Annotated in this window: 37 protein-coding genes; 18 read left to right on the forward strand and 19 right to left on the reverse strand. The window is 67.3% G+C overall.

Annotation, left to right across the window (positions count from 1 at the left end):
- Positions 1–2: 2 nt before the first annotated feature.
- The 16 genes from ACSQ1L_RS01475 to ACSQ1L_RS01550 form a co-directional block, all read right to left on the reverse strand.
- Positions 3–809 (reverse strand): hypothetical protein, encoded by an 807-nt coding sequence (locus ACSQ1L_RS01475; protein ID WP_435991255.1) that lies wholly within the window; start codon positions 807–809, stop codon positions 3–5.
- The gene (locus ACSQ1L_RS01480) at positions 806–1,237 is read right to left on the reverse strand and encodes a hypothetical protein (RefSeq protein ID WP_435991257.1); all 432 of its coding nucleotides are present in this window, start codon (positions 1,235–1,237) and stop codon (positions 806–808) included. The genes ACSQ1L_RS01475 and ACSQ1L_RS01480 overlap by 4 nt, the downstream gene beginning before the upstream one ends.
- On the reverse strand, positions 1,234–1,611 hold the full coding sequence (locus ACSQ1L_RS01485) for a hypothetical protein (RefSeq protein ID WP_435991259.1): 378 nt from the start codon (positions 1,609–1,611) through the stop codon (positions 1,234–1,236). The genes ACSQ1L_RS01480 and ACSQ1L_RS01485 overlap by 4 nt, the downstream gene beginning before the upstream one ends.
- On the reverse strand, positions 1,608–2,627 hold the full coding sequence (locus tag ACSQ1L_RS01490) for a DUF1376 domain-containing protein (protein WP_435991261.1): 1,020 nt from the start codon (positions 2,625–2,627) through the stop codon (positions 1,608–1,610). The genes ACSQ1L_RS01485 and ACSQ1L_RS01490 overlap by 4 nt, the downstream gene beginning before the upstream one ends.
- On the reverse strand, positions 2,627–4,123 hold the full coding sequence (locus tag ACSQ1L_RS01495; RefSeq protein ID WP_435991263.1) for a replicative DNA helicase: 1,497 nt from the start codon (positions 4,121–4,123) through the stop codon (positions 2,627–2,629). Before ACSQ1L_RS01495 ends, ACSQ1L_RS01490 begins: the two co-directional genes overlap by 1 nt.
- Complete coding sequence (locus ACSQ1L_RS01500; RefSeq protein WP_435991265.1) at positions 4,123–4,305, reverse strand: hypothetical protein; 183 nt, start codon at positions 4,303–4,305, stop codon at positions 4,123–4,125. The genes ACSQ1L_RS01495 and ACSQ1L_RS01500 overlap by 1 nt, the downstream gene beginning before the upstream one ends.
- A complete protein-coding gene (locus tag ACSQ1L_RS01505) occupies positions 4,305–6,845 on the reverse strand; it encodes a DNA methyltransferase (RefSeq protein ID WP_435991267.1) in 2,541 nt (846 codons plus the stop codon). Before ACSQ1L_RS01505 ends, ACSQ1L_RS01500 begins: the two co-directional genes overlap by 1 nt.
- On the reverse strand, positions 6,842–7,195 hold the full coding sequence (locus ACSQ1L_RS01510) for a hypothetical protein (protein ID WP_435991269.1): 354 nt from the start codon (positions 7,193–7,195) through the stop codon (positions 6,842–6,844). Before ACSQ1L_RS01510 ends, ACSQ1L_RS01505 begins: the two co-directional genes overlap by 4 nt.
- Positions 7,192–7,518, reverse strand: a complete 327-nt coding sequence (locus ACSQ1L_RS01515) for a LexA family protein (protein WP_435991270.1) — start codon at positions 7,516–7,518, stop codon at positions 7,192–7,194. Before ACSQ1L_RS01515 ends, ACSQ1L_RS01510 begins: the two co-directional genes overlap by 4 nt.
- A complete protein-coding gene (locus ACSQ1L_RS01520; RefSeq protein WP_435991272.1) occupies positions 7,515–7,706 on the reverse strand; it encodes a hypothetical protein in 192 nt (63 codons plus the stop codon). Before ACSQ1L_RS01520 ends, ACSQ1L_RS01515 begins: the two co-directional genes overlap by 4 nt.
- Complete coding sequence (locus ACSQ1L_RS01525) at positions 7,703–8,338, reverse strand: GcrA family cell cycle regulator (protein WP_435991274.1); 636 nt, start codon at positions 8,336–8,338, stop codon at positions 7,703–7,705. The genes ACSQ1L_RS01520 and ACSQ1L_RS01525 overlap by 4 nt, the downstream gene beginning before the upstream one ends.
- On the reverse strand, positions 8,335–8,844 hold the full coding sequence (locus tag ACSQ1L_RS01530; RefSeq protein ID WP_435991276.1) for a hypothetical protein: 510 nt from the start codon (positions 8,842–8,844) through the stop codon (positions 8,335–8,337). Before ACSQ1L_RS01530 ends, ACSQ1L_RS01525 begins: the two co-directional genes overlap by 4 nt.
- Positions 8,844–9,476 (reverse strand): hypothetical protein, encoded by a 633-nt coding sequence (locus ACSQ1L_RS01535; RefSeq protein WP_435991278.1) that lies wholly within the window; start codon positions 9,474–9,476, stop codon positions 8,844–8,846. The genes ACSQ1L_RS01530 and ACSQ1L_RS01535 overlap by 1 nt, the downstream gene beginning before the upstream one ends.
- A gap of 52 nt (positions 9,477–9,528) precedes the next feature.
- Positions 9,529–9,963, reverse strand: coding sequence for a hypothetical protein (locus ACSQ1L_RS01540; protein ID WP_435991280.1), 435 nt, complete (start codon positions 9,961–9,963; stop codon positions 9,529–9,531).
- Between the two features lie 41 nt (positions 9,964–10,004).
- Positions 10,005–10,325: a hypothetical protein gene (locus tag ACSQ1L_RS01545; protein ID WP_435991282.1), complete on the reverse strand. Its 321-nt coding sequence runs from the start codon at positions 10,323–10,325 to the stop codon at positions 10,005–10,007.
- Positions 10,326–10,440: 115 nt separating this feature from the next.
- On the reverse strand, positions 10,441–10,782 hold the full coding sequence (locus tag ACSQ1L_RS01550) for a helix-turn-helix transcriptional regulator (RefSeq protein WP_435991284.1): 342 nt from the start codon (positions 10,780–10,782) through the stop codon (positions 10,441–10,443).
- 9 nt (positions 10,783–10,791) lie between these two features.
- On the opposite strand from ACSQ1L_RS01550, the gene ACSQ1L_RS01555 reads away from it, so the two are divergent.
- Positions 10,792–11,184 (forward strand): helix-turn-helix domain-containing protein, encoded by a 393-nt coding sequence (locus tag ACSQ1L_RS01555; RefSeq protein ID WP_435991285.1) that lies wholly within the window; start codon positions 10,792–10,794, stop codon positions 11,182–11,184.
- Positions 11,181–11,603, forward strand: coding sequence for a hypothetical protein (locus ACSQ1L_RS01560; protein ID WP_435991287.1), 423 nt, complete (start codon positions 11,181–11,183; stop codon positions 11,601–11,603). Before ACSQ1L_RS01555 ends, ACSQ1L_RS01560 begins: the two co-directional genes overlap by 4 nt.
- A gap of 54 nt (positions 11,604–11,657) precedes the next feature.
- Here the strand turns inward: ACSQ1L_RS01560 and ACSQ1L_RS01565 are convergent, their stop codons facing one another.
- Complete coding sequence (locus ACSQ1L_RS01565) at positions 11,658–12,050, reverse strand: hypothetical protein (RefSeq protein ID WP_435991289.1); 393 nt, start codon at positions 12,048–12,050, stop codon at positions 11,658–11,660.
- A gap of 76 nt (positions 12,051–12,126) precedes the next feature.
- Positions 12,127–12,402, reverse strand: coding sequence for a hypothetical protein (locus ACSQ1L_RS01570; RefSeq protein ID WP_435991291.1), 276 nt, complete (start codon positions 12,400–12,402; stop codon positions 12,127–12,129).
- A 198-nt stretch (positions 12,403–12,600) separates the two neighbouring features.
- Between ACSQ1L_RS01570 and ACSQ1L_RS01575 the strand changes: the two genes are divergently transcribed.
- From ACSQ1L_RS01575 to ACSQ1L_RS01650, 16 genes are all read left to right on the forward strand, one after another.
- A complete protein-coding gene (locus ACSQ1L_RS01575) occupies positions 12,601–13,260 on the forward strand; it encodes a hypothetical protein (RefSeq protein WP_435991293.1) in 660 nt (219 codons plus the stop codon).
- A gap of 10 nt (positions 13,261–13,270) precedes the next feature.
- Complete coding sequence (locus ACSQ1L_RS01580; RefSeq protein WP_435991295.1) at positions 13,271–13,576, forward strand: hypothetical protein; 306 nt, start codon at positions 13,271–13,273, stop codon at positions 13,574–13,576.
- Entirely contained in the window at positions 13,576–13,800 is a 225-nt protein-coding gene (locus ACSQ1L_RS01585) for a hypothetical protein (RefSeq protein WP_435991296.1), read from the forward strand. Before ACSQ1L_RS01580 ends, ACSQ1L_RS01585 begins: the two co-directional genes overlap by 1 nt.
- Before the next feature lie 97 nt (positions 13,801–13,897).
- On the forward strand, positions 13,898–14,137 hold the full coding sequence (locus ACSQ1L_RS01590) for a hypothetical protein (protein ID WP_435991298.1): 240 nt from the start codon (positions 13,898–13,900) through the stop codon (positions 14,135–14,137).
- A gap of 76 nt (positions 14,138–14,213) precedes the next feature.
- Positions 14,214–15,167, forward strand: coding sequence for a PD-(D/E)XK nuclease-like domain-containing protein (locus tag ACSQ1L_RS01595; RefSeq protein ID WP_435991299.1), 954 nt, complete (start codon positions 14,214–14,216; stop codon positions 15,165–15,167).
- A 1-nt stretch (position 15,168) separates the two neighbouring features.
- A complete protein-coding gene (bet, locus tag ACSQ1L_RS01600; protein ID WP_435991301.1) occupies positions 15,169–15,948 on the forward strand; it encodes a phage recombination protein Bet in 780 nt (259 codons plus the stop codon).
- Complete coding sequence (locus ACSQ1L_RS01605) at positions 15,945–16,526, forward strand: hypothetical protein (RefSeq protein ID WP_435991303.1); 582 nt, start codon at positions 15,945–15,947, stop codon at positions 16,524–16,526. Before bet ends, ACSQ1L_RS01605 begins: the two co-directional genes overlap by 4 nt.
- A complete protein-coding gene (locus tag ACSQ1L_RS01610) occupies positions 16,519–16,899 on the forward strand; it encodes an HNH endonuclease (protein ID WP_435991305.1) in 381 nt (126 codons plus the stop codon). Before ACSQ1L_RS01605 ends, ACSQ1L_RS01610 begins: the two co-directional genes overlap by 8 nt.
- Positions 16,900–17,086: 187 nt before the next feature.
- Positions 17,087–17,338, forward strand: coding sequence for a hypothetical protein (locus ACSQ1L_RS01615; RefSeq protein ID WP_435991307.1), 252 nt, complete (start codon positions 17,087–17,089; stop codon positions 17,336–17,338).
- Positions 17,335–18,237, forward strand: coding sequence for a hypothetical protein (locus ACSQ1L_RS01620; RefSeq protein ID WP_435991309.1), 903 nt, complete (start codon positions 17,335–17,337; stop codon positions 18,235–18,237). Before ACSQ1L_RS01615 ends, ACSQ1L_RS01620 begins: the two co-directional genes overlap by 4 nt.
- Before the next feature lie 113 nt (positions 18,238–18,350).
- Entirely contained in the window at positions 18,351–18,686 is a 336-nt protein-coding gene (locus ACSQ1L_RS01625) for an HNH endonuclease signature motif containing protein (protein ID WP_435992485.1), read from the forward strand.
- A 315-nt stretch (positions 18,687–19,001) separates the two neighbouring features.
- A complete protein-coding gene (locus tag ACSQ1L_RS01630) occupies positions 19,002–19,634 on the forward strand; it encodes a hypothetical protein (protein ID WP_435991311.1) in 633 nt (210 codons plus the stop codon).
- Entirely contained in the window at positions 19,631–19,828 is a 198-nt protein-coding gene (locus tag ACSQ1L_RS01635) for a helix-turn-helix domain-containing protein (RefSeq protein WP_435991313.1), read from the forward strand. Before ACSQ1L_RS01630 ends, ACSQ1L_RS01635 begins: the two co-directional genes overlap by 4 nt.
- A 232-nt stretch (positions 19,829–20,060) precedes the next feature.
- Entirely contained in the window at positions 20,061–20,834 is a 774-nt protein-coding gene (locus tag ACSQ1L_RS01640; RefSeq protein ID WP_435991315.1) for a hypothetical protein, read from the forward strand.
- 91 nt (positions 20,835–20,925) lie between these two features.
- The gene (locus ACSQ1L_RS01645) at positions 20,926–21,231 is read left to right on the forward strand and encodes an SCP2 sterol-binding domain-containing protein (RefSeq protein WP_435991317.1); all 306 of its coding nucleotides are present in this window, start codon (positions 20,926–20,928) and stop codon (positions 21,229–21,231) included.
- Positions 21,232–21,306: 75 nt separating this feature from the next.
- Complete coding sequence (locus ACSQ1L_RS01650; RefSeq protein ID WP_435991319.1) at positions 21,307–22,515, forward strand: acyl-CoA dehydrogenase family protein; 1,209 nt, start codon at positions 21,307–21,309, stop codon at positions 22,513–22,515.
- Here ACSQ1L_RS01650 and ACSQ1L_RS01655 read toward each other — a convergent pair.
- Complete coding sequence (locus ACSQ1L_RS01655) at positions 22,512–23,801, reverse strand: hypothetical protein (protein ID WP_435991321.1); 1,290 nt, start codon at positions 23,799–23,801, stop codon at positions 22,512–22,514. The genes ACSQ1L_RS01650 and ACSQ1L_RS01655 overlap by 4 nt on opposite strands.
- Between the last annotated feature and the right edge of the window lie 10 nt (positions 23,802–23,811).

Genomic DNA, 23,811 nt, shown 5'->3' on the forward strand with positions numbered 1-23,811 from the left:
TCCTACTCCAACCCGTACGCGATAGCTGCACAGTCCAGCGCTATGATCAAGGCTTGGCTGGTTCGGACGATCACCGACCCGCTGTTGCTGAGGTTCCGCAGGTTCGACCCCTTTCCCGCGATCTCCCGAAGTGCCCAGACCGCCCGGCCGACCTTCTCGACCTCGCTCCGGCCGAGAGCGCCGCGGAATGACGGGTCCTCCTCCTGGATCATCGCCTCGAGGTCGCGGACGAAGAGCTCTCGCTCCGCCCGCTTCTCTGCGAAGCCCTCGCCGCCGCGGCTGATGGTGCGGGACTGGTCGATCGGGGGAGGGGTCAGGCCTTTGGCAGGATCCAGCAGTTCGTAATCGGCCCGGTAGCGGACGCCGGCGGCATGCTGGTTCCGGGTGATCGACCCGGCCGTGAGCAGGGTTTCTAATCCGTCCCGGTTGGCCCGCGGGGCGCCGGCACTGCCCGTCTGCTTCGACACGCCGATCTCAAGCCCGCGGAGCGCCTCCAGCCCCTTGAGTTCGGCCAGGTTCGCTTCCGCCTCACGCGACCGGAGGAGGGCGTCGATCTCCCGGTCCAGCGCGTCCATGATCCGGTGGCCTTCGCGGCGGACCTCGAGGCTGGCGCTGGCCAGCTTCGCCTCGGCCGTGGCGAACCGGTAGGCCTGGCCATCGGAGAGGTCGACGCCTCGGATGTTCACCGGCGGCGCGTTGTCGTTGGCGCTGTAGACGTTATCGTTCGCCCCGATGGACCTCGGCGCCGAAGGTTTGCAGAACCGGGCCCGGCGCTGCTGGCGCTTCTTCTGGCGGTCGGACTTGCTCATGCTTCAGATTCCTGGGGGAGCGCGGACGCAATCTGACGCTCGACCTCAGCTCGGATGAGCGGGTCAGGGTCCTGCCAATCGCCGGGCTTGAGAGTCTTTCCTGTCTCCGGGTGGCGCTTCACCGACCCGTCCGGCTGTCGCTTGGCCATGTTGGCGCCGTGGATGATGTCCCAGATCGGCGAGGGGTCGATCCCCATTTCATCCAGCCCACCCAAGGCGAAGTAGATCATATCGAGGAAGCCGTCGGCCTGTTCGGCGATGGTCGTTGCCTCCCGGATTTCCTGCCCTTCCTCGGCACACCACGTCACGCGACGCTCCACCTGGAATGGCGTCAGCAGGGTCGGACCTGTCGGATGGGGCGTCCGAGCGAATACCTCGTGGAACTCTCGTATGTGCGCCATGGGGGCGGCGAGCGTGGTGCTTGTCATGCGGCGGTGTCCTTGGGCTGCGCGTCGTTGGCGGCATAGAGGTCGGGCTGGCCGGCTTTCCGCCAGCGGGTGATCCCGGCGTTATGGGCGTGGTGCTTTGCGTCGTAGGTCAGGTGGCACCGCTGGCACATCGCCATCAGGTTCGGTCGGTCGCCCGGCTCCCCGACGTTCTCGGGCTGGTGGTCAAGATGGGCGACCGTCAGGACGACCTTCGATCCGGTGACCGGGTGCGGCTCGGCATTGGCCGCCCGACAGTCCGGGTAGAAGCCCGGCGACCCTTCGCACCGCCAGCCGGCGCGCTCGCGAACCTCCAGGCTGATGTCCTTCCAGTCCTTCGGGTATCGGGCTTTCTGGCACGGACGGATCGGCATCATGCGGCTCCCTTCGCGAACAGGTCGGGCTTCTGGTCGTTGGCCGCAGCCACGGTGATGGTGACGTTGTTCCGCTCGGCCCAGCCGTTCAGCTTCCCGGACAGGGCGGCGGCGATCCCGGGCGTCTTGGCCTCCAGCCTCCGGCCGTCCGGAACCCAGCGGCAATAGTGGTCGACGTAGCGGACGACGAAGTCCTCATCGGTCGCCTTCACGAGGCTGGCGCGCACCTGCGGGGCGTTGAAGGTGGCGACGGGCTCCTGCCCGGCGGGTGCCTGGCCTGCAGCCGGGGTGAACTCCTTCCACCGATCCCGGTTGAGGATGACCGCAGCGCCGTTGGCGAACTGGCCGCCGTCCTTCGTGCTGGCCGGCAGGGCGTAGAAAGCCCGGACCGCCGCCTCGATCTCCGACGGCATCCCGCCGCGCTTCAGGGCGCCGCCCAAGGCACGCTGAACGTCCGGGCCCGTCGAGCGCCGTTTGCCGTCAACGACCGGCTGGGCCTTGTGGAGCCGGTCGACCAGAACCGGGAAGGCGCATCCGGCGTCCGCGGCGATCAGCAGGGCTTTCGCGAAGCGCTTCAGGTCGACCTCGCCCCCTTGGGGGCTGGGGGTTCTTTCTTTCTTTGGTTCTGGTTCTGATTTTGTCGGCAAACCGGAGGCATTTGCTTGCCGATTTAATGCCCGTTTTCCGGCACTTGCATTTCCTCCCGATTTTCCGGCCTCTCTGCGCTTACCGGAAGTGTCACGGTACTTCGTCAAATCCTCGGTCACCCTCGGCTGGGTCAGCTTGCCCCGCGCGACCCGGAAGAGCGGCATCAGCTTCGGCTTGACCGCCAGCCATTCCTTGACCGTCAGCTTCGCGTAGCCGGCGAGGACATCATCTTCGGCCGGGAGCTTGCCCTCGTTGTTCCAGAGGGCCCCGATCAGCAGCAGATAGGCCCCATGCTCCCGGGCATGGCCGAGGTGGGCGGTGTGCTTGTGGTACGAGCCCCAGAAGAGCTTCTGGTAGGGAGGCGCGGCCATCAGGCGTCGCCTCCGAAGCTGAACTTGTAGCCGGCCGACTGCTCTTCGCTGTTGCGGGCAAGGTTCCCGAACCGGGTCAGGTCTTCATCGAAGCTGAGGCGAACCGTCCCGATGGGCCCGTGCCGCTGCTTCCCGATGATGACCTCGGCGGTGTGCTTGGCCTGGGTCATGGCCTCGCACCACGCCATGTGGGCTTCGCTCCCGACCTTGGGCTCTGACCGACCGAGGTAGTAGCTCTCGCGGTAGACGAACATGACGCAGTCGGCGTCCTGCTCGATGCTGCCCGATTCCCGAAGGTCGCTCAGCATGGGACGCTTGTCGTCGCGGCTCTCGACTTGGCGCGACAGCTGCGACAGGGCGATGACCGGGACGCCGAGTTCCTTGGCGAGAGCCTTTAGGGCGCCCGTGATCTCGCTGACCTCTTGGGTGCGATTGCGCTGGCCCCGGCCGTCGCCCGTGGTGGCCAGCTGGAGGTAGTCGACGATCAAGAGGTCCAGGCCCCCACGCCGATGCTGACGGCGGGCCCGGGCGCAGAGCTTGGCGATGTGGATGCCGCCTGTCTCGTCGATGTGGAGCGGGCACTGCCGGATCAGATCCTTGGCGTCCCGGATGCGCTCGAAGTCGGCGCGGTCGATCAGGCCCTTTCGCATCTTGTCCGACGAGACGCCGGCGGCATCGGCCAAGATGCGCTGAGCGAGTTGCTCCTTGGACATCTCGAGCGAGGCGAACAGGACCCGGCCGCCGGCGACGGTGCGCCGCCCGTGGGGCGCGTCGGGGTCCGGTTCGGCGTGGTAGTTCTTGGCGACGTGGTAGGCGATGTTCGTCGCCAGCGCTGTCTTGCCCATGGAAGGGCGGCCGGCGAGGATCAGCAGGTCGGATGGGTGCAGGCCGCCCAGCTTCTGGTCGAGGTCAACCAGCCCGGTCGACAGGCCCGTCAGAGCCCCATCCCGACGGAACGCCGCCTCGATCATCTCCAAAGCGCCATCCAGCGCATCGGAGAAAGTGTGGACGGCCTTCGCCTGCTCTCCGCTCTCGGCCAGGGTGAACAGCACGCTCTCGGCCGCGGACAGGTGATCGACTGCCGGCCGGTCGGTGTCGGTCGCGTCGCGGGCCATCTGGTTCCCGACCCGGATCAGGTCGCGGCGGATGGCCAGATCGATGATCGCCTTGCCGGAGTCGATGGCCAGGCGGTGCGGTGGAGCGCGGGTGACCAGTCCGGGCAGATAGTCCTCGCCACCGAAGTCGACCAGCGCCGGGTCGGTGGCGAACCGGGCAGTCATCAGGGCAGGGGAGACGGAACGTCCAGCTGTCACCGCCTCGCTTATCTCGTCGAACAGGCGGCCATGGAACGGCTCGTAGAAGTGATGGCCGCGCAGCTGGTCCGGTAGACGCTCGAGCAGGGCCGGGTCGTAGAGAAGGGCGCCCAGCAGGTCTTGCTCGGCTTCGATGGAATGGGGGAGGGAGGCAACGGCCTCGCGCGGATCACCGTCGAACATCAGCCCTTCTCCGTGTCGAAGAGGGGCCCGCACTTGATCGCCTCGACGCGCGCCACAGCAGCATCAGCGAACCGCGTCAGCTGCTCCGCAGCGGCCGGGTATCGCTTCGCCCGCGCCTTGGCCTCCCGGCGCATCATCCGGGCGTAGTGGAGCTCCATGTCGATGATGTCGGCGCGGTTCATCAGGCCGCCTCCGCCGACGGCTCGTCGTCATTGGCCAGCAGGTCAAAGAGCGACGGGATGGAAAGCTCACGCTCGGCTGCCTGCAGGTGCTTCACGCCGTCCAGGAAGTACGAGGTGTTGAGCTCCGCAGCCCGGCCCTTCCGGCCGAGTCGGATCGCGCGGTTCGGCACGGTGAAGAGCCCGCCGAACGGGTCGTAGACGGTCTCGCCCTTCATGCTCCACCGCTCGATGCAACGGTCGACGATGTCGAACTGCAGGGGGCAGATGTGGTTTTCGAGGCCGCGGCGGGTCTGCTCACCGTTCAGGGTCAGCATCCGCTGGACGTCGTGCCAGACGTCGGGGTCATGGCTGCCCGGCGCCAAGGCCATGAAGGTCGACGGCAGGGCGCCGCGGGCTTCCAAGGCCTCGCCGATACGGACGTGCGTCTCGTAGTCGTAGACGTCGGCCAGGCTGGCGGCGGTGAAGGCGCGGACCAGCTTGTCAGGCGGCAGGGCGGCCAGTTCCTCGGCGGTCATCGCTCGATTGCCTGAGGACCGCCAGAAGGCGTGAGCGTCCACCTGCCAGCGGGCCAAGCTGTAATCGGCCTTGGACCGGGCAACGCGGCTGTCCGCATAGCCCTTCGTCCGGTCGGTCTGAGGCTTGAAGAACAGGCAGACGTACTCAGGCGAGCCGACGCCCATGCGGGAGCCGTCCTTGCACATCTCGGTGTAGCCGAGGCGGTAGGTCTGGTTGTTCTCCCTGACCACGTCCGTGATGACGGTGATCATGCCGGCGAAGACGAAGCCGTGCTTTTGGTAGTGGGTGATGGTCTCGGCGTGGAACGGTGACACCGCCGGCCGGCCGTGGCCGGTGACAGAGCCGAACAGGATCCGGTCCTTGACGTGGATGGCGGCGACCCGACCGGGCGCCAAGACGCGGAAGAGCTCCGGCGTCAGGAAGTCCATCTGAGCCCAGAAATGGACGTTGTCGTCAGTGTGACCGAAGTCGTTGTAGTTCGGGCTGTACTCGTAGTGATTGGAGAAGGGGATCGACGTCACGATCAGGTCGACCGAGTTCTCGTCCATACGCCGGGTTTCTTCTACGCAATCGTTGTTGGCGACCAGCCAACCGTCACCCGAAGCCTCGATGCGCTCCACGCCGGCGGCCCGGGCGAGCTCGGCCCCCATCTCGCGATGGTTGAGCCCGTACTTGCGGATGATGTCGGTCATGATCTGGCGGAGCTCCCGGTCTCGCGCCCACTTGGCTTCCAGGTCCCTGCGGACCTCGCGCTCGGTCTCGGCGTAGACGATGTCGATCTCGACCGGCTTGGTCTGGCCGAAGCGCTGGATGCGGTGGATGGCTTGGATGAAGTCGTTGAACTTGAAGCCGACGCCGGCGAACACGGCGCGGTGACAGTGGCGCTGGAAGTTGCACCCCGACCCGGCGATCACCGGCTTGGCGGCGAGGTCCGTGATCTTCCCGTCGGAGAAGTCGATGATGGCCTGTTCCCGAAGGTCGAGGTCCTGCGTCCCGTAGACCGACACGGCGCCGGGAATGGCTTGCTCGAGCGCGCGGCGTTCGTCCTCGAGGTCGTGCCAGAGGATGAAGCGATCGTCCGGACTGGCCTGACGGATCTCGGCCACCTTGGCGATGCGCGCCGGCAGGGTGTCCCGCCGCTCCTTCGCAGCCTGCTGAAGGCCCATGGCGGCGTTGCGGAACAATGCCCCCTGGCCGTCGCGATCGACCTCCGTGGAGACGAGATCGGCCTGAACTTCATGCCAGCGGACGACGAGGTCCGGCAGGGTGTAGCCCTCATCGGAGAAGCCGAGGTCTGAGGGCTTCTGCAGGAAGGTCGCCCAGCTGTTCACCCACATCCAAAACTCGCGTTCTTTGTGCGGGTAGAGGGTCAGGTCTCCGGCCTGCTCGCTGTTGCGCTGGAAGAAGCGCGTCAGGGCCTGCCCGGTGTCCATGATGCCGAGGAAGCCGGCGTAGTGGATCAGTTCCTTGTAGCGGTTCGGCGAAGGCGTAGCCGTCGCGACGTGGCGGTAGGCGACCTTGTCGAACAGCGGGAGGAACGTCTGGAAGGTCTTCGACCCGAAGGACCGGAGGCAGGACGCTTCGTCCAGCGAGGCCCAGGTGAACGCTGAGGGGTCGACCTTGCCGTCCCTCACGCTCTCGTAGTTGGTCAGGCTGATGCCTTCGCGGGCGTCGGCAGTTGACCGAATGAACTCCGGCGCCGCGTCCCAGCCGAGGACCTGCAGGGCGTCGCGCTTGAACTCCTGGCGAACACCGAGGGGCAGGACGATCAGGCCGCGCCGATCCATGCCGTGCGCGATGTGGGCGGCATCCAGCGTCAGCCGGCCGGTCTCCAGCTGGATCGAGGTCTTGTGCAGACCGAAGGCGGTGAAGTAGGCCCGCCGTCCGCCGCGAACGCCCCAACGGGTGAGGGCAGCGGCGTGGGGTTTCATGGCCGGGTTGATCAGGGCCGGGTCGATGTCGAAGCCCGTCTCCTGCGCCGGCGGGACCTTGGAAGCGACGAAGGCCTTGTAGGGGTCCGTCATCCTTCGCCCCCGTCATTCGCCGCCCGGGTGAGCTTGGCGAAGGCCTGCTCAGCCGCAGCGTTCTTGACGGCGCTTCCGAGCTTGAAGGCGGCGCAGATGTCGGCAGCCCGGCTGTTGAAGGCGGTGGCGGCTTCGACCCGTCCGATCAGGGGATGCAGCTGCTCGGCGACGACATCGAGGACGTCACCCAGGAACGCGGCGCGCTCGTCCGGCTCATAGTCGTTGGCCGCAGTGAGGAGCTTCCTCGCTTCCATACGGATGGTCATGGCCCGGGCGGTGCGCTCGGCCTTGGCCTTGGGGGCTTCGCGGCGGCGGTCGATGCGATCGACTAGGTAGTTTTCTCGGCTCACGCGACGGCTCCCGTCGCACGCTGACGGAGGACCGCGTCCACCCGATCACTCAGGGCGGTCAACTCAGCGACCGACAGGGCGGCCAGATCGAGTGGCGCGCCAGCGGCCGGCAAGAGGACCTCGATCGCCCGCGCACGCTGACGAAGGCGGCGGATCAGGCCCCTTTCCTCAAGCGCTTTGAGGAGACGCTGGACGCCAGCGGAAGACGCGAGGTCGATGGCGTCCATGATCTCGCGGACGGTCGGTGAGACGCCGCCATTCTCAGCCGTGTAGCTTTTCAGGAACGCGAGGCACTCGGCCTGTTTGGGGGTGAGGCCAATCATGCGATCCAGGCTCCGTTATCGTTCGCCGTGAGGGTCAGGCGCTCGATCTCGGCCGCACAGATGGCGCGCACGGCGTCCATGCCGCCCATGTCACGAATGGCCCGCATCGCGCCGGACAAACGGGCGCGCTCGATCTCGATGGATGTGGCCCGCGTCCGCATGGCCAGGACAGCAGCGGCGACCCTCATGCGAACCTCCGGAGCGAGCGCTCGTAGGCCTTCACGTCCGGCTTCCCGCCGAGCGTGGTCCGTTGGACCGCCCTCAGCGCGTGACGCTCGCAGTAGGTGTCGACGCCCCTGGCCGGTTCAGAGGGGACGGGCTGGCCGCAGCAAAGCTGGTTGGCCGGACGATCAGGTTCACCGACAGGCCACGAGCATTGCCCGAAGCTGCGTTCGATCAGCAGGATGGCGTCGTCGTTCGCTGGGGCCGAGAACCGGTCCAGCAGCTTCTTGCCAGCCGCCGCCTGAGCCTCTGACCGCTTCTGCGCTTCAACCGGGTCGAGGGTGGCGACCGGACCGAACACGGCGCCGGGCTTGAGGTGAGGGCCAGGCTTCGGCGGGCGGCCGCGGCGGGCATTGTTGCCATTGCCCGCGTATTTGTCCGACTTCACGGCCGGGGCGCGGAGGCCAACAGCAGGCACGCTCGCATCTGATCGGCCCGGCAAGCCGAGGCGGTGGACTTTTCCGATGACCGCGAGCCGGGTCACGCCCCTACCAAAGGCCCTAGCGATCTCAGACGCCGACTGTCCTGCCGCCCATCGGCGCTTCAGGTCATCGACCCGCTCAGCGGACCAAGGCTTGTTGTTCCCGTGCGCTGTCATGACGCCCTCCGTTGAAAGTTGATCGGGTCCCAGCGGCCGGCCTCACGCGGGTGCCGGGTCTTCACGGCGTGCAGCCACAGCCCGAAGGCGTCGGCTTCATCGGCCACGGCCGGGCTCAGCCCGTAGTGACGGGCGGCCCCGACCATCATGTCCTTGTCGGCCCGGCCGGACCCCGTCAGGGCCTTCTTGACCGTGACCGGATAGACCTCGCAGCATTCCAGCCGGGCCCGGATGGCGACCATCTCGGTCACGCCCGCGAGGGCATGCAGTTTGCGGGTGACGTGCGGGGTCGCGCTCGACGCGAGGATCGGCGCCTCGAACAGCATCAAGGCGGGCTCGACCTCGCGGACCTTGGACGTGAGCCAATCCTCAAAGGCGATGAGGAAGGCCCCCACGTCCTCACCGGTCTTCGGCAACCGGACGTGACCGATCTCCGGCAGTTCGCCTGTGTCGGGCTGGCCGAAGGCGAAGCCGGTGCAGGTCGCGAGGTCGAGCGCCAGGTACATCAGGCGGCGTCCTGAGCGTGTTCGCTGTCGTCGCCGGCGTCGTTGGCGGCGTCCTCGAGGTCGGTCTGGTCCTCCGGCTGGAGGTTCGCCGCCGTTAGCCGCGCTTCGAATGCGCGCCGAACGGTGGCCTGGCCCTCTTCATGGCCCTCGCCGTAGGACTGGTGACATTCGTGCGGGCATTCCTTCGGCGGTTGGTCCGCCCATCCGCGGCCGGCGAGCCCGTCCTTGAAGCCGATGTTGCGCCAGCGAAGCTGCTCCTTGACCGGGTCCGGAGTGGCGTCGGTGCCGTAGAGTTCCAGCTGGGATCCGATGGGGTAGCGCATGGCCTCGGCGAACCAGTCGCGCTCGGCGTAGTGCTTCTTGATCTCCTCCGGGGTCCAGTCGAGCATCCGAACCTGCTCATCGAGGACGCCGAGGGTGATGCCCTTGGCCTTCAGGCCCTTCCGGAAGGCGCTGATCTGAGCGTTCAGGGCGGCGCGCTTTTCATTCCACGAAACCATCTCGTTCGCCGCCATGCGGATGTCGTCGTGAGACGGCATGCCGTTGTCGGGCTCGTTCGGGATGCTGCCGATCGTTCCCTGTTCGGCGGGATACTCATCACCGCTCGGGGCGGCTTCCAGCTTCTTGGCCATCTGGCCCTCCTTCACGACCGCTCAACGGGGCGGTCAGTCCCGTTGGTGGTGGTCAGGGGGCGCGCATCTTCCCGCGCAGGCCGGAGCGGATGATGCGGACCCGCTCCTCGATCTCGGCCAGCTCCCGGTCGCATTCGCTGAACTCGCCGGGCGAGACGGCTCCATCGCTGACGGCCTTCTCGACCGCGCTCAGGGCGTCCGCCGTCTCCTTCACGAGACCGCAGGTGTGGTGCATCGGGTCGGCGATCACCGTTTCGGGCTGATCAACCTCGTTCCCCATGGCGTCGCTGTAGAGGGTCGTGCCCCCGGCGATCTGGAGGGCGCTGATCACCCGGCCCGGCATGGTCTCGGACTTGTAGGGGTTCTGGTAGTTGGACAGCAGCGTCCGGCTGATCTCACAGATGCGCGCCGCGCTCTCCAAGCCGCCTACGGTGTCGATCAACCGGCGGGCCAGGTTCGAATGTTCGATGTGGTTGAGCTTGGACACTGTTCGTTCCGGTCGAGGTTTCAGGTGCGGCGGCGCGCTGTTCAGGCGACAGGGGAGGCGGGCAGTTCGGGGGTGGTGACGTGTTCGTCGTTGGCGGCGTGCAGATGTTCTTGGGGACGCGGGGCGAGGGGGAGCCGGCACCCGGGGGTCCACTTCGCCCGATCGAGGTCCTGTGCGGCATTCGCCTGGGCGGACAGGACACCCTTGAGGATGGCCTTCTCAGCCGAGACGATGGACGCCGCCTCGGTCACCAAGGACCGCAGCTTCGCCTCGTGGCCGGGACCGATGTGAAGCCGGGCCCGCTCGACCAGGTCGTAGACCCGCAAGGCATGGGTCAGCGCATCATGCGAGAGCATGCGCATCGGGGGCTCCTGTGAAGAGGGCCAGCCCGCCGGCCGCGCGGAGGGGGGAGGGCGAACGGCCGGCGGGCGCCATCGCGAGCGATTGGGCGCTCAGCGATAAAGGGGAGGCGCGCATTCAGGCGGCCTCGCTGTTCGGGGCGGTGTCGTTGGCGGCCTCGGCCCTGAACTGCTCAACCAGCGCCACGTCTGGACAAAGGTCAGCGGCCCTGACCCGCCCGCCAGACACTCGTTCGAAGGCAAGGGCGACGCGCACGCTCGGTGTCTGCTCGCCACGCTCGATCTGGCTCAGATGACCCTTGCTCTTCAGGCCCACCAAGGCGGCAAGCGCCTCTTGAGAGAGGCCCAGGTCTTTGCGGAGTGCGGCGATGTCCATGCAGGGAAGTTTGCATATGCCGAACATTTGGGCAAGCCCGATGTTCGGCATATCCGTACTGACCTGTTCGCGTCGGGTTCGCATACTCCGAACATGTCGGACAAGCCTCACAAGACACGCCCCTTAGAGCTCTACGAGGAGTACCGCGAGAAGAGCGGGTGGTATCTTGCCGCCTGGCGCGATTGGGCCGGCCTCACGCTCGAAGAGTTGGCGTCAGAGCTCGGCCGGTCCCGCGGCTACATTTCCGATCTCGAGACTGGCGCCGTCCGAAAGGACCGGCCGCCGACGCGCTTCAACCGCGATCTCGTGCAACAGGTGGCCAATGCGGTGGGAACAAAGGGAGGGCGCCTGATCGACGTCAATCCGTTCACGGCGTGGGAACACGAGGAGCGCTTGAACTCCACCCTCAGCCGGTTGGCCGATGAGGATCGGAATGCAGTCCTTGATATGGCCGAGCGGTTGGTCCGCAAGGATGCGGCAGCATGATCGAATGGCTCGCTGCTGCCGCGCTGCTTCAGGCCCAGGCCGCCAGCCAGTCTGACTTCCAGCGCGAGGGGCCGGCGCTCGTCGAGCAGGCTTCTGGTCGGGTTTTCGATGCACACGAGGCGCTCGCCTTCGAACTCGGCAAGTGCGCGAGGATCCTGCCGACCGGGTCCAGTCTGCCGTCAGTCTCGGAGGCGTCGGTCGAAGTTGCCGAGATCGGCATACCAGAGCTGAGCGATGCACTCGCCCGGATATACGCGGTCTCGTTCGCCGAGGGCCTTCAGGCTGATCAGCGAGGCCTGTCGCCGCGCGGATGTGCCGATGAGATCGATGCGCTGGCAAGCGATCAGGTGCAGCACACCCGAGGCCTTCGAGGCCTGTTGGAAACGCTGCTGAGGGATGCGCAGCAGACTGGCCGCTAGAGTCAAAACGGCGGCCCGTGAGGACCGCCGCCTGGCACCCAGCATACTGCTGGGCTAGTGCATGCCGCGCCCGATCGGCGCAAGGAGAGCCGCCGGCACCCGGACCTGAACTTCGGCGTTCGCCGGGTTGTCGCAGTTCTTCTCGACGTAATACTGCATCAGGTGGGTCTTGCGGTCCTCGGCCAGTTGCCGAGCGTCACGGGCCGACAGGTAGTTCCCCGCGATAGCCGGCCAGAACAGCACCAGAGCAGCGGCGTTGGCGACGTTCACGCCCTGGTCGCGCTGAGCGTCTCTGGTGATCCCGTCGAGCTGGGCGAACTGGTCGCGCAGTTCCGTGCAGGTCAGCATTCGGTCGCCAGGCTGAGTGACGCTGACTTTTTCGGTCGTGGTGCAGGCGCTCGCGCCGAGCATCGCCGCGCACAGCGCGACGGCAGTGATCTTCTTCATAAACCTAACCCCTCATGCCCGCACAACGCGCGCGAGCCCCACAAGCAGAGCTAGCACAACAGCGAACGGTGTCCAATCAAGCGGCGTCGTCCAGCCAAGGCTCGCGGCCGTCGGGGTCTATCGCGAGTGCTCCCCGCGGCACCTTTCCATGCACGGCGAGAACTTCAGGATCGGCGAAGATCTCGGCCGCTGCGTCGATCCACTGCTGGTAAACCAAAACGCCGTCGGCGGACTTCGCCAGGATCAATCCGCCTTCCTCAGCGTCGACCGCGCATAGGAATTCGTACCGTTCAGCCGGGACGCTGCGGTCATTCCAGAAGGGCTGAGCGAAGTAGTGAAGCCGGCGCGGCATGTCTCGTGGACCTCCAATCGTTAATCCGATTCCGCACGGCCGCTCACAGGAGTCCAGCCAGCCCGTGGAGCGATGCGTCCGTTTCTGACGTGGGGTGGAGGAGAAGGGCGGTCCTGCCCGTAGGTTTGCACATGCCGAACTTTCTTCTTGCGGTGAGGTTCGGCATATGCAAACTTCTCTCCAACACCGGAGAGACAGATGCCCCTCGCGCACATCACCGAACCCCTTGGCGGCGCCCTGATCCGACTGGACGAAGCTGCGGCTTCGCGGTCGGGCAAGTCGATCGTCCAGACCATTGCCGACGCCCAAGGCTGGGAGGCTCCTGAACAGGGGACCGAACGCTGCCGGATGCTGGAAGCGGCGCTGTCCTACCGGGGGACGCCGTACCAGTTCAGGGGAGGGCATGGGCGTCACGACGCATGGTCGCTGATCCGCACCTGCGCGGCCCATGCCGCCCAACGGGACTGCGTGGACATTCCGCGGACCGAGCCGGGCTACGCCGGCGTCTCGGATGCCGCGGCCCGTCTGGCGTTCGGCCAGTGGGGCCTGGTCGAGATCAAGTCGCGCCACGCGCAGCCGGGCGACGTCCTGCTGTTCTCGGTCCCTGACGCCCCGATGTTCGGCGGCGGCGGGACCATCCCCGGCGGTGTCCACGCGAGCATCCTGTCGGCCCCGGGCGGCGAGATATCGTGGGCCATACTCCCGGGCCATTCGAGGCCGGAGCCGAAGATGGTCCACGCCTACCCGGCCAAGGCGGTCTGTGAGGCATGGGTCGGCAAGGTCTGGACCGACAAGCTGGTCGCCGCCTTCTCCTTCGACACCGGCCGCAAGGCGCGTCCGTTCAGGCTGGCGGCCTGAGATGGGGACAATGGCTCACCGCGCGCCCGGCTTTCGCATTTGCGATCAGAAGGGCTTTCACGTCACGTTCGAGAATGGCTGGACCGTCAGTGTCCAGTTCGGACGCGGCAACTACAGCGGCAACTACGACCATACCGGCGCTTATGCCGATCCGGTTCCTGCTTCGCCGACCGCGGAGGTCGCTGCGTGGCCGAACGGCGGCGAAATGATCGCTCTGGGTGACGGGGACACCGTTCTCGGGTGGCAGACACCGGAGCAGGTTCTCGCGCTGATGAATGACATCGCCGCCCGCCCGATTCCGGGGGAGCAGGTCTGATGCCCCGCACACCCGTCTGCGCCTCTCTGGTCGCCCAGACCAACCCGACCCGCATCGCTCACTGCGACCCTGGCGCCGGGATTGGCTGCCGCATCGCCTTCTACGGCGAAGGGACATGGGACCAGGTCGAGACGGCCTTCCCTGTAATGACCCACGACGAGGCGAGGGCGCTGATCGCCGACGCCGCCGCCGCCGTGGCCCGCATCGCGAAGGCCTCCGTCTGATGCCGCCCCTCGTCACCATCATCACCGGCCTGCTGATCGCGGGCGTCTGGTTCGCGGCCGGTCTGGCCGCGCTCATCCACCTGTCGAAAGGACGGCCATGAACCGCTCAACCCGCATCGACTACGCCGCCGTGAATGCACGAGGCGTGATCCTCCGCACCTTCAACGACGCCGCCAAGGGCCGCGCTTGGGTCCGTGAGAATGCCGCCCTTCATGCGGACCTGCATCTCCAGGAACTGACGACCGTCCAGATCGCGCGCCGCATTTACCGGCCGGCGCCCGCTGCCATCCGCCGCCATGACCTGTCCTTCCCGCACGAAGTGGCTCTCTGCGCCTGATGGGCCCCGCCGTCGCCATCCTGATCATCGCCATCGCGGCCCTGATCATCCTGTCCATTCCGACCCGGAGAGAGCCGTGAGCCTCGCCACCCCGAACGTCCTGCCAGAAGGCGCCAAGATCACAGCGCCCGGGGTCTGGGACCTGACCATGTCGGTCTATCACTCGTCCTGCTGCGAAGGGCCGTCGATCTCGTCGTCTGGCCTCCGCACGATCTGGAGCCAGTCGGCGGCGCACTACTGGTATTCGAGCCCCTACAATCCGAACCCGCCGGAGCCGGAAGAGCGTCCGCACTTCTCTATCGGCCGGGCGGCTCACCACCTGCTCTATCTGGGCCGCAAGGGCTTCGATGACGAGTTCGTGGTCAGGCCTTCGGAGTGGAAGGACTGGCGCACCGCCGCCGCCCGCGAATGGCGGGAAGAGCAGATCAAGACCGGCCGGACCATCATCACGGACGGCGAGCTTGAGAAGATCACCGGCATGGCCCGGTCGCTGGGGGCGCATCCGCTGGTCAAGCAGGGCATCCTCGACGGCGCCGTTGAGCGGTCGCTGATCTGGCAGGACCCGTCGGGCGCGTGGCTCAAGAGCCGCCCCGACAACATCCCGACCGGCTCCGGCCTGTTCGCCGACCTCAAGACGACCGAGAGCGTGTCGGACGAGAGCCTGGAACGCTCGCTGGCCAGCTTCGGCTACCACATGCAGGCGGCGCTGGTCGGCATGGCCTCCGAGGCGGTCCTTGGCCGCCAGATGGAGGAGTTCGCCTTCGTCTGGGTCGAGAAGGCCCCGCCGCATTGCGTCCGCGTCACCGTCCTGACGGGTGAAGATCTGGAACGGGGCCGGATGCAACTGCGCCGGTCGATCGACACCTTCGCCCGCTGTGTCGCCTCCGGTGAATGGCCGGGGCCGGGCGGGGGCAGGACCGACGCCGAATATCTCCAACTTCCCGCATGGGCCGCCAAGCGCATCGACCAAGCGCTCGAGGTCGCCGCGGCCGAGGCCAACGACAACGCCGACCAACCGAAAGCCGCCTGATATGACCGAGCAATCCACCGCGCTCGCTGAGCGCCCCGCCAAGTCCGTTCTCGTCGACATGGCGAGCCGCTACGGCATGGAGGCCGCACCGTTCGAGGCCACCCTTCGCGCCACGGTGTGCAAGGGCCAGGTTTCGCGCGAGGAGTTCGCCGCCTTCCTTCTGGTCGCCAAGGAATACGGCCTGAACCCGATGACGAAGGAGCTTTACGCCTTCCCGGCGAAGGGCGGCGGCATCCAGCCCATCGTCAGCATCGACGGCTGGGCCCGGATCATCAACGACCACCCGATGTTCGACGGGATGGAGTTCGAGGACGTCCGCGACGGCGACGAGCTCACCGCCATCACCTGCCGGATGCACCGGAAAGACCGCAGCCGGTCCATTGAGGCGACGGAATACATGGCCGAGTGCCGGCGCGGCACCGACGTCTGGAAGACGTGGCCCCGCCGGATGCTTCGCCACAAGGCGATGATCCAGTGCGCCCGCTACGCCTTCGGCTTCTCCGGTATCGTAGACCCGGACGAATACGAGCGCATGGAGACGGTCCGCGACATCACGCCTCGCGAGGCGCCGAACCTGGCCGCCCGTCTGGCCGATCATTCGGGCGACCATCCGGTCGAGGGCTTCAACACCGTCAACGCCGCCGAGCCCGTCGAAAGCCCCATTGGCGACGACGACATTCCCGAGACCTTTGACCGGGAGGAAGTCGAGGCGAGCCAGCCGGCAGACTTCTCGCAGGACCCGCCGAAGCCGGCCGACGATGACTTTCCGGGGGACAAATGACCGAGCCGACCCGCCCCCTCTGGCAGATACAGAACGACCTCGCCTGTGAAGGCGACCGGCCGCAGATGGTCCGCCGCTACGTCCGCAGCACCTATGAGCCGGACGACTACACCTACGACATCATCTGGAAGGACCGCCTGACCGGCCAAACTGTCTTCAGCTATGACGGCGCCGATCCGGCCAATACTAACCCGGCATATGGCGGCTACAGCGATGCCGAAGCGTTCGAGCGGCGGGGCTTGGACATTCACGATGAGGTCGAGCTTTCCCGCTGCGTCCTGCCTGTGGCCGTGTCTGAGGTCGAGGCCTGCGCCCGCCAGCGTGCGGCGCGGGAACAGCGCGAACAGGAAGAGGCCGCCGCGCGGGACCTCCTGTCGTTCCTGGGGCCGGATGCCGATGCCTTCGACTTCGCCGACTGGGGCAAGGGCGAGAGCGAGATGCTCCGACCCGCTCTTGAGCGCCGGGGCTTCACCGGCGTGGGCTTCTACATGGGCGAACAGGACAGCTTCGGGCCGCTGAGCCGGGGCTGTGTCGCGACCGATCCCAGCGGCAAGCGGGTGAGGTTCTACTATGGCTGACACTCGCAGCGTCCCCGAATGGATCGGCAAGACGCCTGACACCCCGATCCCGCCCCGGGTGAAGGACCGGGTGTTCTTGGCCCACGGCGGGCGCTGCTACCTGTCGGGCCGCAAGATCATGCCGGGCGATCAGTGGGACGCTGAGCACGTCATCGCGATCATCAACGGCGGGGAGAACCGTGAGAGCAATCTCGCCCCCGCCCTCCGGGACAAGCACCGCGAGAAGACCGCCGACGACGTGGCCATCAAATCGAAGACCTACAGGATCCGGGCCAAACACAACGGAACCTGGCCGAAGTCCAAGCGCCCCCTCAAGGGCCGGGGTTTCGACAAGAGCCGCGCTGCCTCCGCCAGAACGGGGAGGGCGGCTTGACCCCCGCTCGCTTCACCGCCGCGGCCCATCGACATGCAGCCGAGGTGTTCCGCCATTCGGACTCGCCGGCGCAGCGCCGTTTCGCGGGAACGCTCGATACCTGGGCCGCCAATGCAGACCGCCGGGCTGATGAAGCCGAGGCGGAAGACCAGCCCGACCTTTTCCCATTCCAAGAGGAGCCCCGCCCATGACAATCTCGGTTGAACGCTTGCTCGCGGGCACTCCGAAGGAGCGGCTTGAGGCCATGTGCGGGGAAGTCTGCGCCCATGCCGACGATCTCTTCGAGGGCAGCCAAGCCCGGTTCGTGTTCGTGGTCTGGCCGGAGGGCTTCGAGGGCGAGGTTCAGTCCTTCGCCGTATTCGCCCAGCCGCAGGCCCAGCCCGTCGCCGTGAAGGCCCTGGAAACCGCCGCCGAAGCCCTGCGAGGACTGAGCCAATGACCAGTGAACAGGGAGTGTCTGTTGTCGTTCCGGTGGAGCTAGTGAAGTTCCTGCTGGGCGAGGGACCGATCGACGATTTGTGGTTCGGCGACGAACGGGTGCTCGGCGGCGGGCGTGTTGGCCGGTACTGGTGGAGAACCGCGCTGAGGGAGTGCCTCCCCGCCTCCCCCGCAGGTAGTGGTCAGGTTTCATCGGACCTCAAGGGGTCCGATACCCAGCCGGGCGCGGATGGGGCGGTTGTCGCTTTCGGTCATTTCCAGCGGGGTGCGCAAGCCTGCCGCGAGATGATGGCGCGCTTCGTCGAGGCGACCCACCCCGAGATCGCGCAGAGCATCCGGCTCAACTGGCATCCGGGCTGGGGCAGCGACCCCGGCAAGCCCCCGTTCGTCGCCGCGACGTGGGAGCCGGAGGAGTGCCCTGTCGGCGAAGCGGCCTACCAGAAAAACGCCGCCGAAGATCGCGCAGCCGCCGAGCCGGACCTCGCGGCGACGGCAACCATGCTGGAAACGTGGGGGCCGCTCGTTGAGCCCGCCAGCCCGAACGGGCAGGTGTCGTTCACCCGCGCCATGATGGCCAGCGCCGCCGAGACAATCCGCGCCGCCCTCTCCGCAGCTACCACGGATCAGCGCGGTGGGGACGAAGCGAAGCGGAGTGAACCCGACAAACAGCCTGCCCCCGCTCCGGTAGGGTGGAGACCGATTGAGACGGCTCCGAGGGATGGGAGCAAAGTCATCGGTCAAGCCGCGTCCGGCGATGTGTACCGCATGTGGTGGCACGAGTTCGAGGAGGGCTGCGACTGGCAGGATGACGCCGACAGCGAGGTCAGGCCTCTGCACTGGATGCCCCTCCCTCCCGCACCTGATACCGCCAGTAAGGCGGGAGAGGGGGAAGACGCATGACTCGCCGCATGCCGCTCAGCGAGCGCCTATATCTATACGCCGAGCCCGACCTGAATAGCGGGTGTTGGATTTGGTCCGGCTACACCGGAAACAACGGCTATGGGCGAGTTTCTATGCCCGGCCGGAAAAAGGTCACGGCCCACCGCGTTGCCTACGAGTGCGAACACGGGCCACTCCCCGTCGGAATGTGTGTGCTCCACAAGTGCGACACGCCAGCATGCATCAATCCGCAGCACCTCGTCGCCGGAACGCAATCGGAAAACATGCTCGACCGGTCCGCCAAGGGCCGGGTCGGACGCAGCGGGGGCGGCCACCCTCGGCTTGCCAACCGAGTGGCGGACATTGTTCGGTGGAGGTCTCAGGGCCTCTCCGTGAGGGCTATTGCCCGGCGGTTGGACGCTAACACGTGCTCAATCCGCTACCGCCTTAGAAAAGCGGGTTTCCAATGACCCCCCACCAGAACCCCGAGACAGGGGCGAGCGGCCACGACGATCAATGCTGCTGCTCGTTCTGTCTCGCCGCTTATGACGCCCGGTCCAAACCAGTCGCCCCCTCCCTTCAGGGGGGAGAGGCTGGGCTGACCGTCACGCTCGTTGACGGACCGCCGCCCATCCCCGGCGTCCCCAGTCACGCCATCCGCAAATGGGAGAACCACGGGCTGACGGCCGGCACCCACCGTCTCTACGCCCACCCGAAGGCCCCTGAACTGGATAGGGAGGCGGTGGCGCGGGCGGTTCGCTCAAGCGTCACGTTCAGAGCCGGGCTTGGATCAGGCATGGGTCTCCAAGGTATCGACGAGGCCGCCGATCAAATCCTCGCCCTCGCCAGCAAACAGGGAGAAGAGTCGTGAAGAGAATAATCCGACTGGCAGTCGACTGGTCCCCCATGGCGCTCCTGCTTATCGCGAGCGCTCCGATCTGGCTGATCTTCGTTCGCCTCTGGTGGAAGATGACGTTCGCTCTATTGACGAAGCCAATGGCGGAAATCTTCTGCGGCGGGTGCCTGTCATGACCGCTAACCCCAACACGGCCCGCGTCGTGGTTCCTTTGGAGCCGACGCCCAAGATGATCGACGCGGGCGCGCGGGTCATCCGCGAGTACGAAGACCTGCCGCAGATGACGGACCTGTCGTCGGCCCGGGACTTCATCGCCCGGAACTGGGTAGGCACGATCTGGCCCGCCATGATCGAAGCCGCCCCCGCGTCTCCTGCCGTTGGACTGGAGGAAGCTGTGGGGCTGCGCGAGGCTCTGCGCGATCTGTCGTCGGCGGCGTCGAAGGTGTTCAACAAGCTGGCGAACGGTCGCTACGCCACGCGCGGCGAACTTCAGAACATCCTTCGCGGCCCCATCGACAAAGCGCAGGCCGCCTTCCTCGCCCGTATGGATCCGAAGCCGTGACCGCCGCGAACGACAACGGCTTCAAGCTCGCCTACACGCCGGCCGAGGCCGCGGAAGCGACGGGCCTGGGTAAGACGACCATCTACGAGCTGCTCAAGGATGGCCGCCTGAGACGGGTGAAAATCGGCCGCAGCACCGTTATCCCCAGATCTTCTCTGCTCGCCCTGCTGGGTGAAGAGGCCGACGCGGCTTAGGGCGGCGCTTAGGGCGGAAGGGCAGGGGGCCTCTCAAACGCCCGCCCAGCGGCAGGGAGCGGCGCCCTCCGTCTCCGCCATCCTGCTTCGCGCCGATGCGCTTCGCGGAACTGACCTCCACCCGATGCGCGAAGCAGGACGCCTCCCGAAGCCCGGGGTTTCGTCGACCGGCGTTCGAGAACCCAATCGCTTCTGAGGGATTCAACCCGGGACACTCCTTCCCGGCGCCTTCATGTCCCCGCACCCGGTTCATTTTCGACTCGCCCAAGCCTTCCGGCAGGCGCGCTCGCGCCTGCGCGGCGGACACGTCGTGGCGTTGTCGGCCGTTGCGGTCATGGGGTTCGGCCTGCTGGGCCTGCGCGCCGTCGACCTCCCCGGGCCTCGCCCGGTCACCGACGACGGGCGATTGCGGATCGAGGTCGTCCATCCGGTCGAACCGGAGATCGTCCCCGGCTCGGTGATGGACGTCGGCGAACTGGTCGACGGATTCCAGGGCATGCCGCCGCCGCTGCCGCCGCTGACCGACGTGCTGTGGTCCTACGACGACGGCTGGGGGGACTGGGCCGGGTACGACGACGGGTCGTCGCGACCCGCCGACCGCCGCATGGCTGAGGCGCCCAACTATTACTCGCAGCCCGAGCCGGAGCGGTCTTCACCCGCGCGCGCGCTCCAGCGCTGGTTCGGCTTTGATGCGCCGCGCCGGGACTTCCAGGCCGAGCGGGCCGCCCGTCGGGCGCGGCTCGAGGCGATGGAGCAACGCGACCGCGAGCGCCGTGACTGGGAGCGCCGTCGCCATGAGCGTGCAGCGCTCGACCGCTACGCCCGCGAGGGCTGGCGGCCCGTGCCGGGCGAGGCGCCCCGCTGGCGTGAGGATCGCCGTCGCCTCGACGAGCAGCGGGACGACTGGCGTGACGAGGCAGGGCGTGACGAGCGTCGGCCGGATCGCGACGGCGGCCCCGTTCCCTATGAGCCGTATGACGCCGCGGACGAGGGGTTGAAGGGATAGCGGGCCCGACGAGGAACTTGACCCGGCGTGATCTTGGCACGCGCCCCCGCCCGGTCTACGTCGGAGCCTCAATCCTCTCAGGAGACGCACCATGGCCGACCTGGCTCAAGTCACCGAACACATTCGCGGCGCCGTGGGCGACAACTCCGGTCTCGGCAAGACCGTGAAGATCGACCTGGGCGACCAGGGCAAGATCTTCATCGACGGCGCCTCGGTTCCGAACACCGTGACCAACGAGGACAAGCCCGCCGACGCCACGGTGTCGATGTCGTGGGACGACTTCATGGCCCTGTCCGAGGGCAAGCTCGACCCGATGATGGCCTTCATGCAGGGCAAGCTGAAGATCGCCGGCGACATGATGATCGCCCAGAAGCTGGCCCCGCTGCTGAAGCGCTGAGGGCGCGGCGACGGACCGACTTTTCAGCGGCGCGGCTCCAACAGGGCCGCGCCGTTTTTGCACCGGAGCATGACCATGGACTTCCGCCCCAGTGACCGGGCGCTGCATTGGCAGGACCGCCTCCGCCGCTTCATGGACGACAAGGTGCTGCCGCGCTCGGCCGAATACTGGGCCCAGGTCCGCGCGGACCCGACGCGCCAGCCGCCCGCCATGGAAGAGATGAAGGCCCAGGCGCGCGAGGCCGGCCTGTGGAACATGTTCCTGCCCGGCGAACACGGCGCCGGCCTGACCAATCTCGAATACGCCCCTCTCGCCGAACAGATGGGCCGCGCCCTGTGGTCGGCCGAGGTGTTCAACTGCAACGCGCCCGACACCGGTAATATGGAAGTGCTTCATATGTACGGGAACGAGGCCCAGCAGGCGCGCTGGCTCAAGCCCCTGATGGCCGGCGAAATCCGCTCGGCCTTCCTGATGACCGAGCCCGAGGTGGCCTCGTCCGACGCCACCAACATCCAGACCCGCATCGTCCGCGACGGCGACGAATACGTCATCAACGGCCGCAAATGGTGGTCGACCAACATGGGCCACCCGAACGTCGCGGTGACCATCGTCATGGGGAAGACCGACCCGGCCGCGGCCACCCATGCCCAGCAATCGCAGATCATCGTCCCCGTCGACACGCCCGGCTTCCGCGTCGAACGCATGCTGACCGTGTTCGGCTACGACGAGCGCCCCATCGGCCACGCCGAGGTGGTGCTGGAGAACGTCCGCGTCCCGGTTGGGAACCTGATCGCCGGCGAGGGCCGGGGCTTCGAGATCGCCCAGGGCCGCCTCGGCCCGGGCCGCATCCACCACTGCATGCGCGTCATCGGCGCCGCCGAACGGGCGCTGGAGCTGATGTGCGAACGCCTGCTGTCGCGCACCGCCTTCCGCAAGGCGCTGGCCGAACATTCGGTCTGGGAGCAGCGGATCGGCGAGGCCCGCACCAACATCGAGATGTGCCGCCTGCTGGTCCTGAAGGCCGCGTGGATGATGGACGAGGCGGGGGCCAAGAACGCCAAGTCCGAGATCGCCCAGATCAAGGTCGCGGCGCCGCGCATGGCGCTTCAGATCATCGACGACGCTATCCAGGCCTTCGGCGGCGCCGGCGTTTCAGCCGACACCCCGCTGGCCGAGATGTACGCCATGGTCCGCACCCTGCGCATCGCCGACGGCCCGGACGAGGTCCACAACCGGACCATCGCGCGGCTGGAGTATGCGAAACACGGCGGGCGGGGCGGTTAGGTCGCCTCGACCTCGCCCAGCGCCGTGAAGCCGGCGGCGGTCTCCAGTCTCAACCGGTATCGCCCCGGCCTCAGCCACAGGACGGCCTGACCGCCGTCGTCCTCGACAAGGAACTGGTCCGCCGGTATCGCCGGGTCGGCATCCGCGGCGTGGATGGCCTGGACCAGTCTCGGTCCCGATCCCGCGGGAACGGACACTTCTATCCGTCGCCGCCCCGGGTCTCCCGCCAGCCAGCCGGGTCGTCCATCGACGTCGGGCAGGGCGGGATGCAGGACGATCAGGTCGGTCCCTTCGCTGGTCAGTTCCGTATCCGTCGTCGCACTCGCGGCCCGCTGGCCCTTCAGCGACAGGACCACCGGCCGCTCTGGCCTGAACCGCTCCAGCAGGGCGCGGACCGGCGGAGCGTCCTCGATATGGGGCCCGAAGGCGCCTACACCGGCCTGGCCGACAGTCAACGGATCGATGCCGGTGTCCCGCTTCAACCGGGCGCCGAAGAACGGCTGGTCCGCCGCCTCCCTCAAATGACCATAGCCCACGAACACAAGCACCCGCGCCTCCGGCTCGCGGGCGAGGACGGCGGCCAGATTGTCGGCCTGCGCCTGTTCCCGGACCAGGGTCGCCGCGTCATTCAGCTGGGACCCGGCGATGCGCTGGTCGTCGCGCTGCTCATAGGCGACCAGCCGATATCCGAGCTCCAGCGCCTGCCGAACCGCCTCCGCGTAGACAGGGTCGCGCACATAGTAGCCGTGCGCGGGCGTCACCGCGTCGCCCCGGGTCAGGCTTCCGACGGTCTCGGAGAAAGTCTCCGCCGCCAGATGGGTGAAACCCTCGCGCCTTAGCCGGGGCAGCAGCGAAGCCAGCAGGGCGCGGTGCCGCGACGCATTGTGCGCCTCGTTCAGCATCACCACCCGGCGTCCGGCCGACGCCTCGGCGATCGCCTCCACCGCATCCACGGCGACGAGGGAATCCGGATCGAGGGGCGCGGTCGTCTGGCGGGTGATGTCCCGAAGGGCGATCGCCTCGGCCCCGAGGAAGCTGGCGTACTGGGTGACGCCGTTCCGCAGCATGCGCGGAATCCATTCGCCGTCCACGCCCTGACGCTCCAGCCGCGCCCGTTCGCCGGGCTCGTCGAGCAACTCGATCCAGCGGGGCAGGTACCGTGCTTCGGCCGCCATGAGCCTAAAAGCGGACGGCGCGGCCCCCTGTCCGGCCCGCCCGAGGCCGGCGGCCGAAACGACCGGAACGGCCGCCGCCGCGCCCAGCAGCCCACGTCTCGACAGCTTCATGGCTCGCCCC

This window comes from Brevundimonas sp. LjRoot202 (assembly GCF_964253355.1).
Classification (GTDB): Bacteria; Pseudomonadota; Alphaproteobacteria; order Caulobacterales; family Caulobacteraceae; genus Brevundimonas.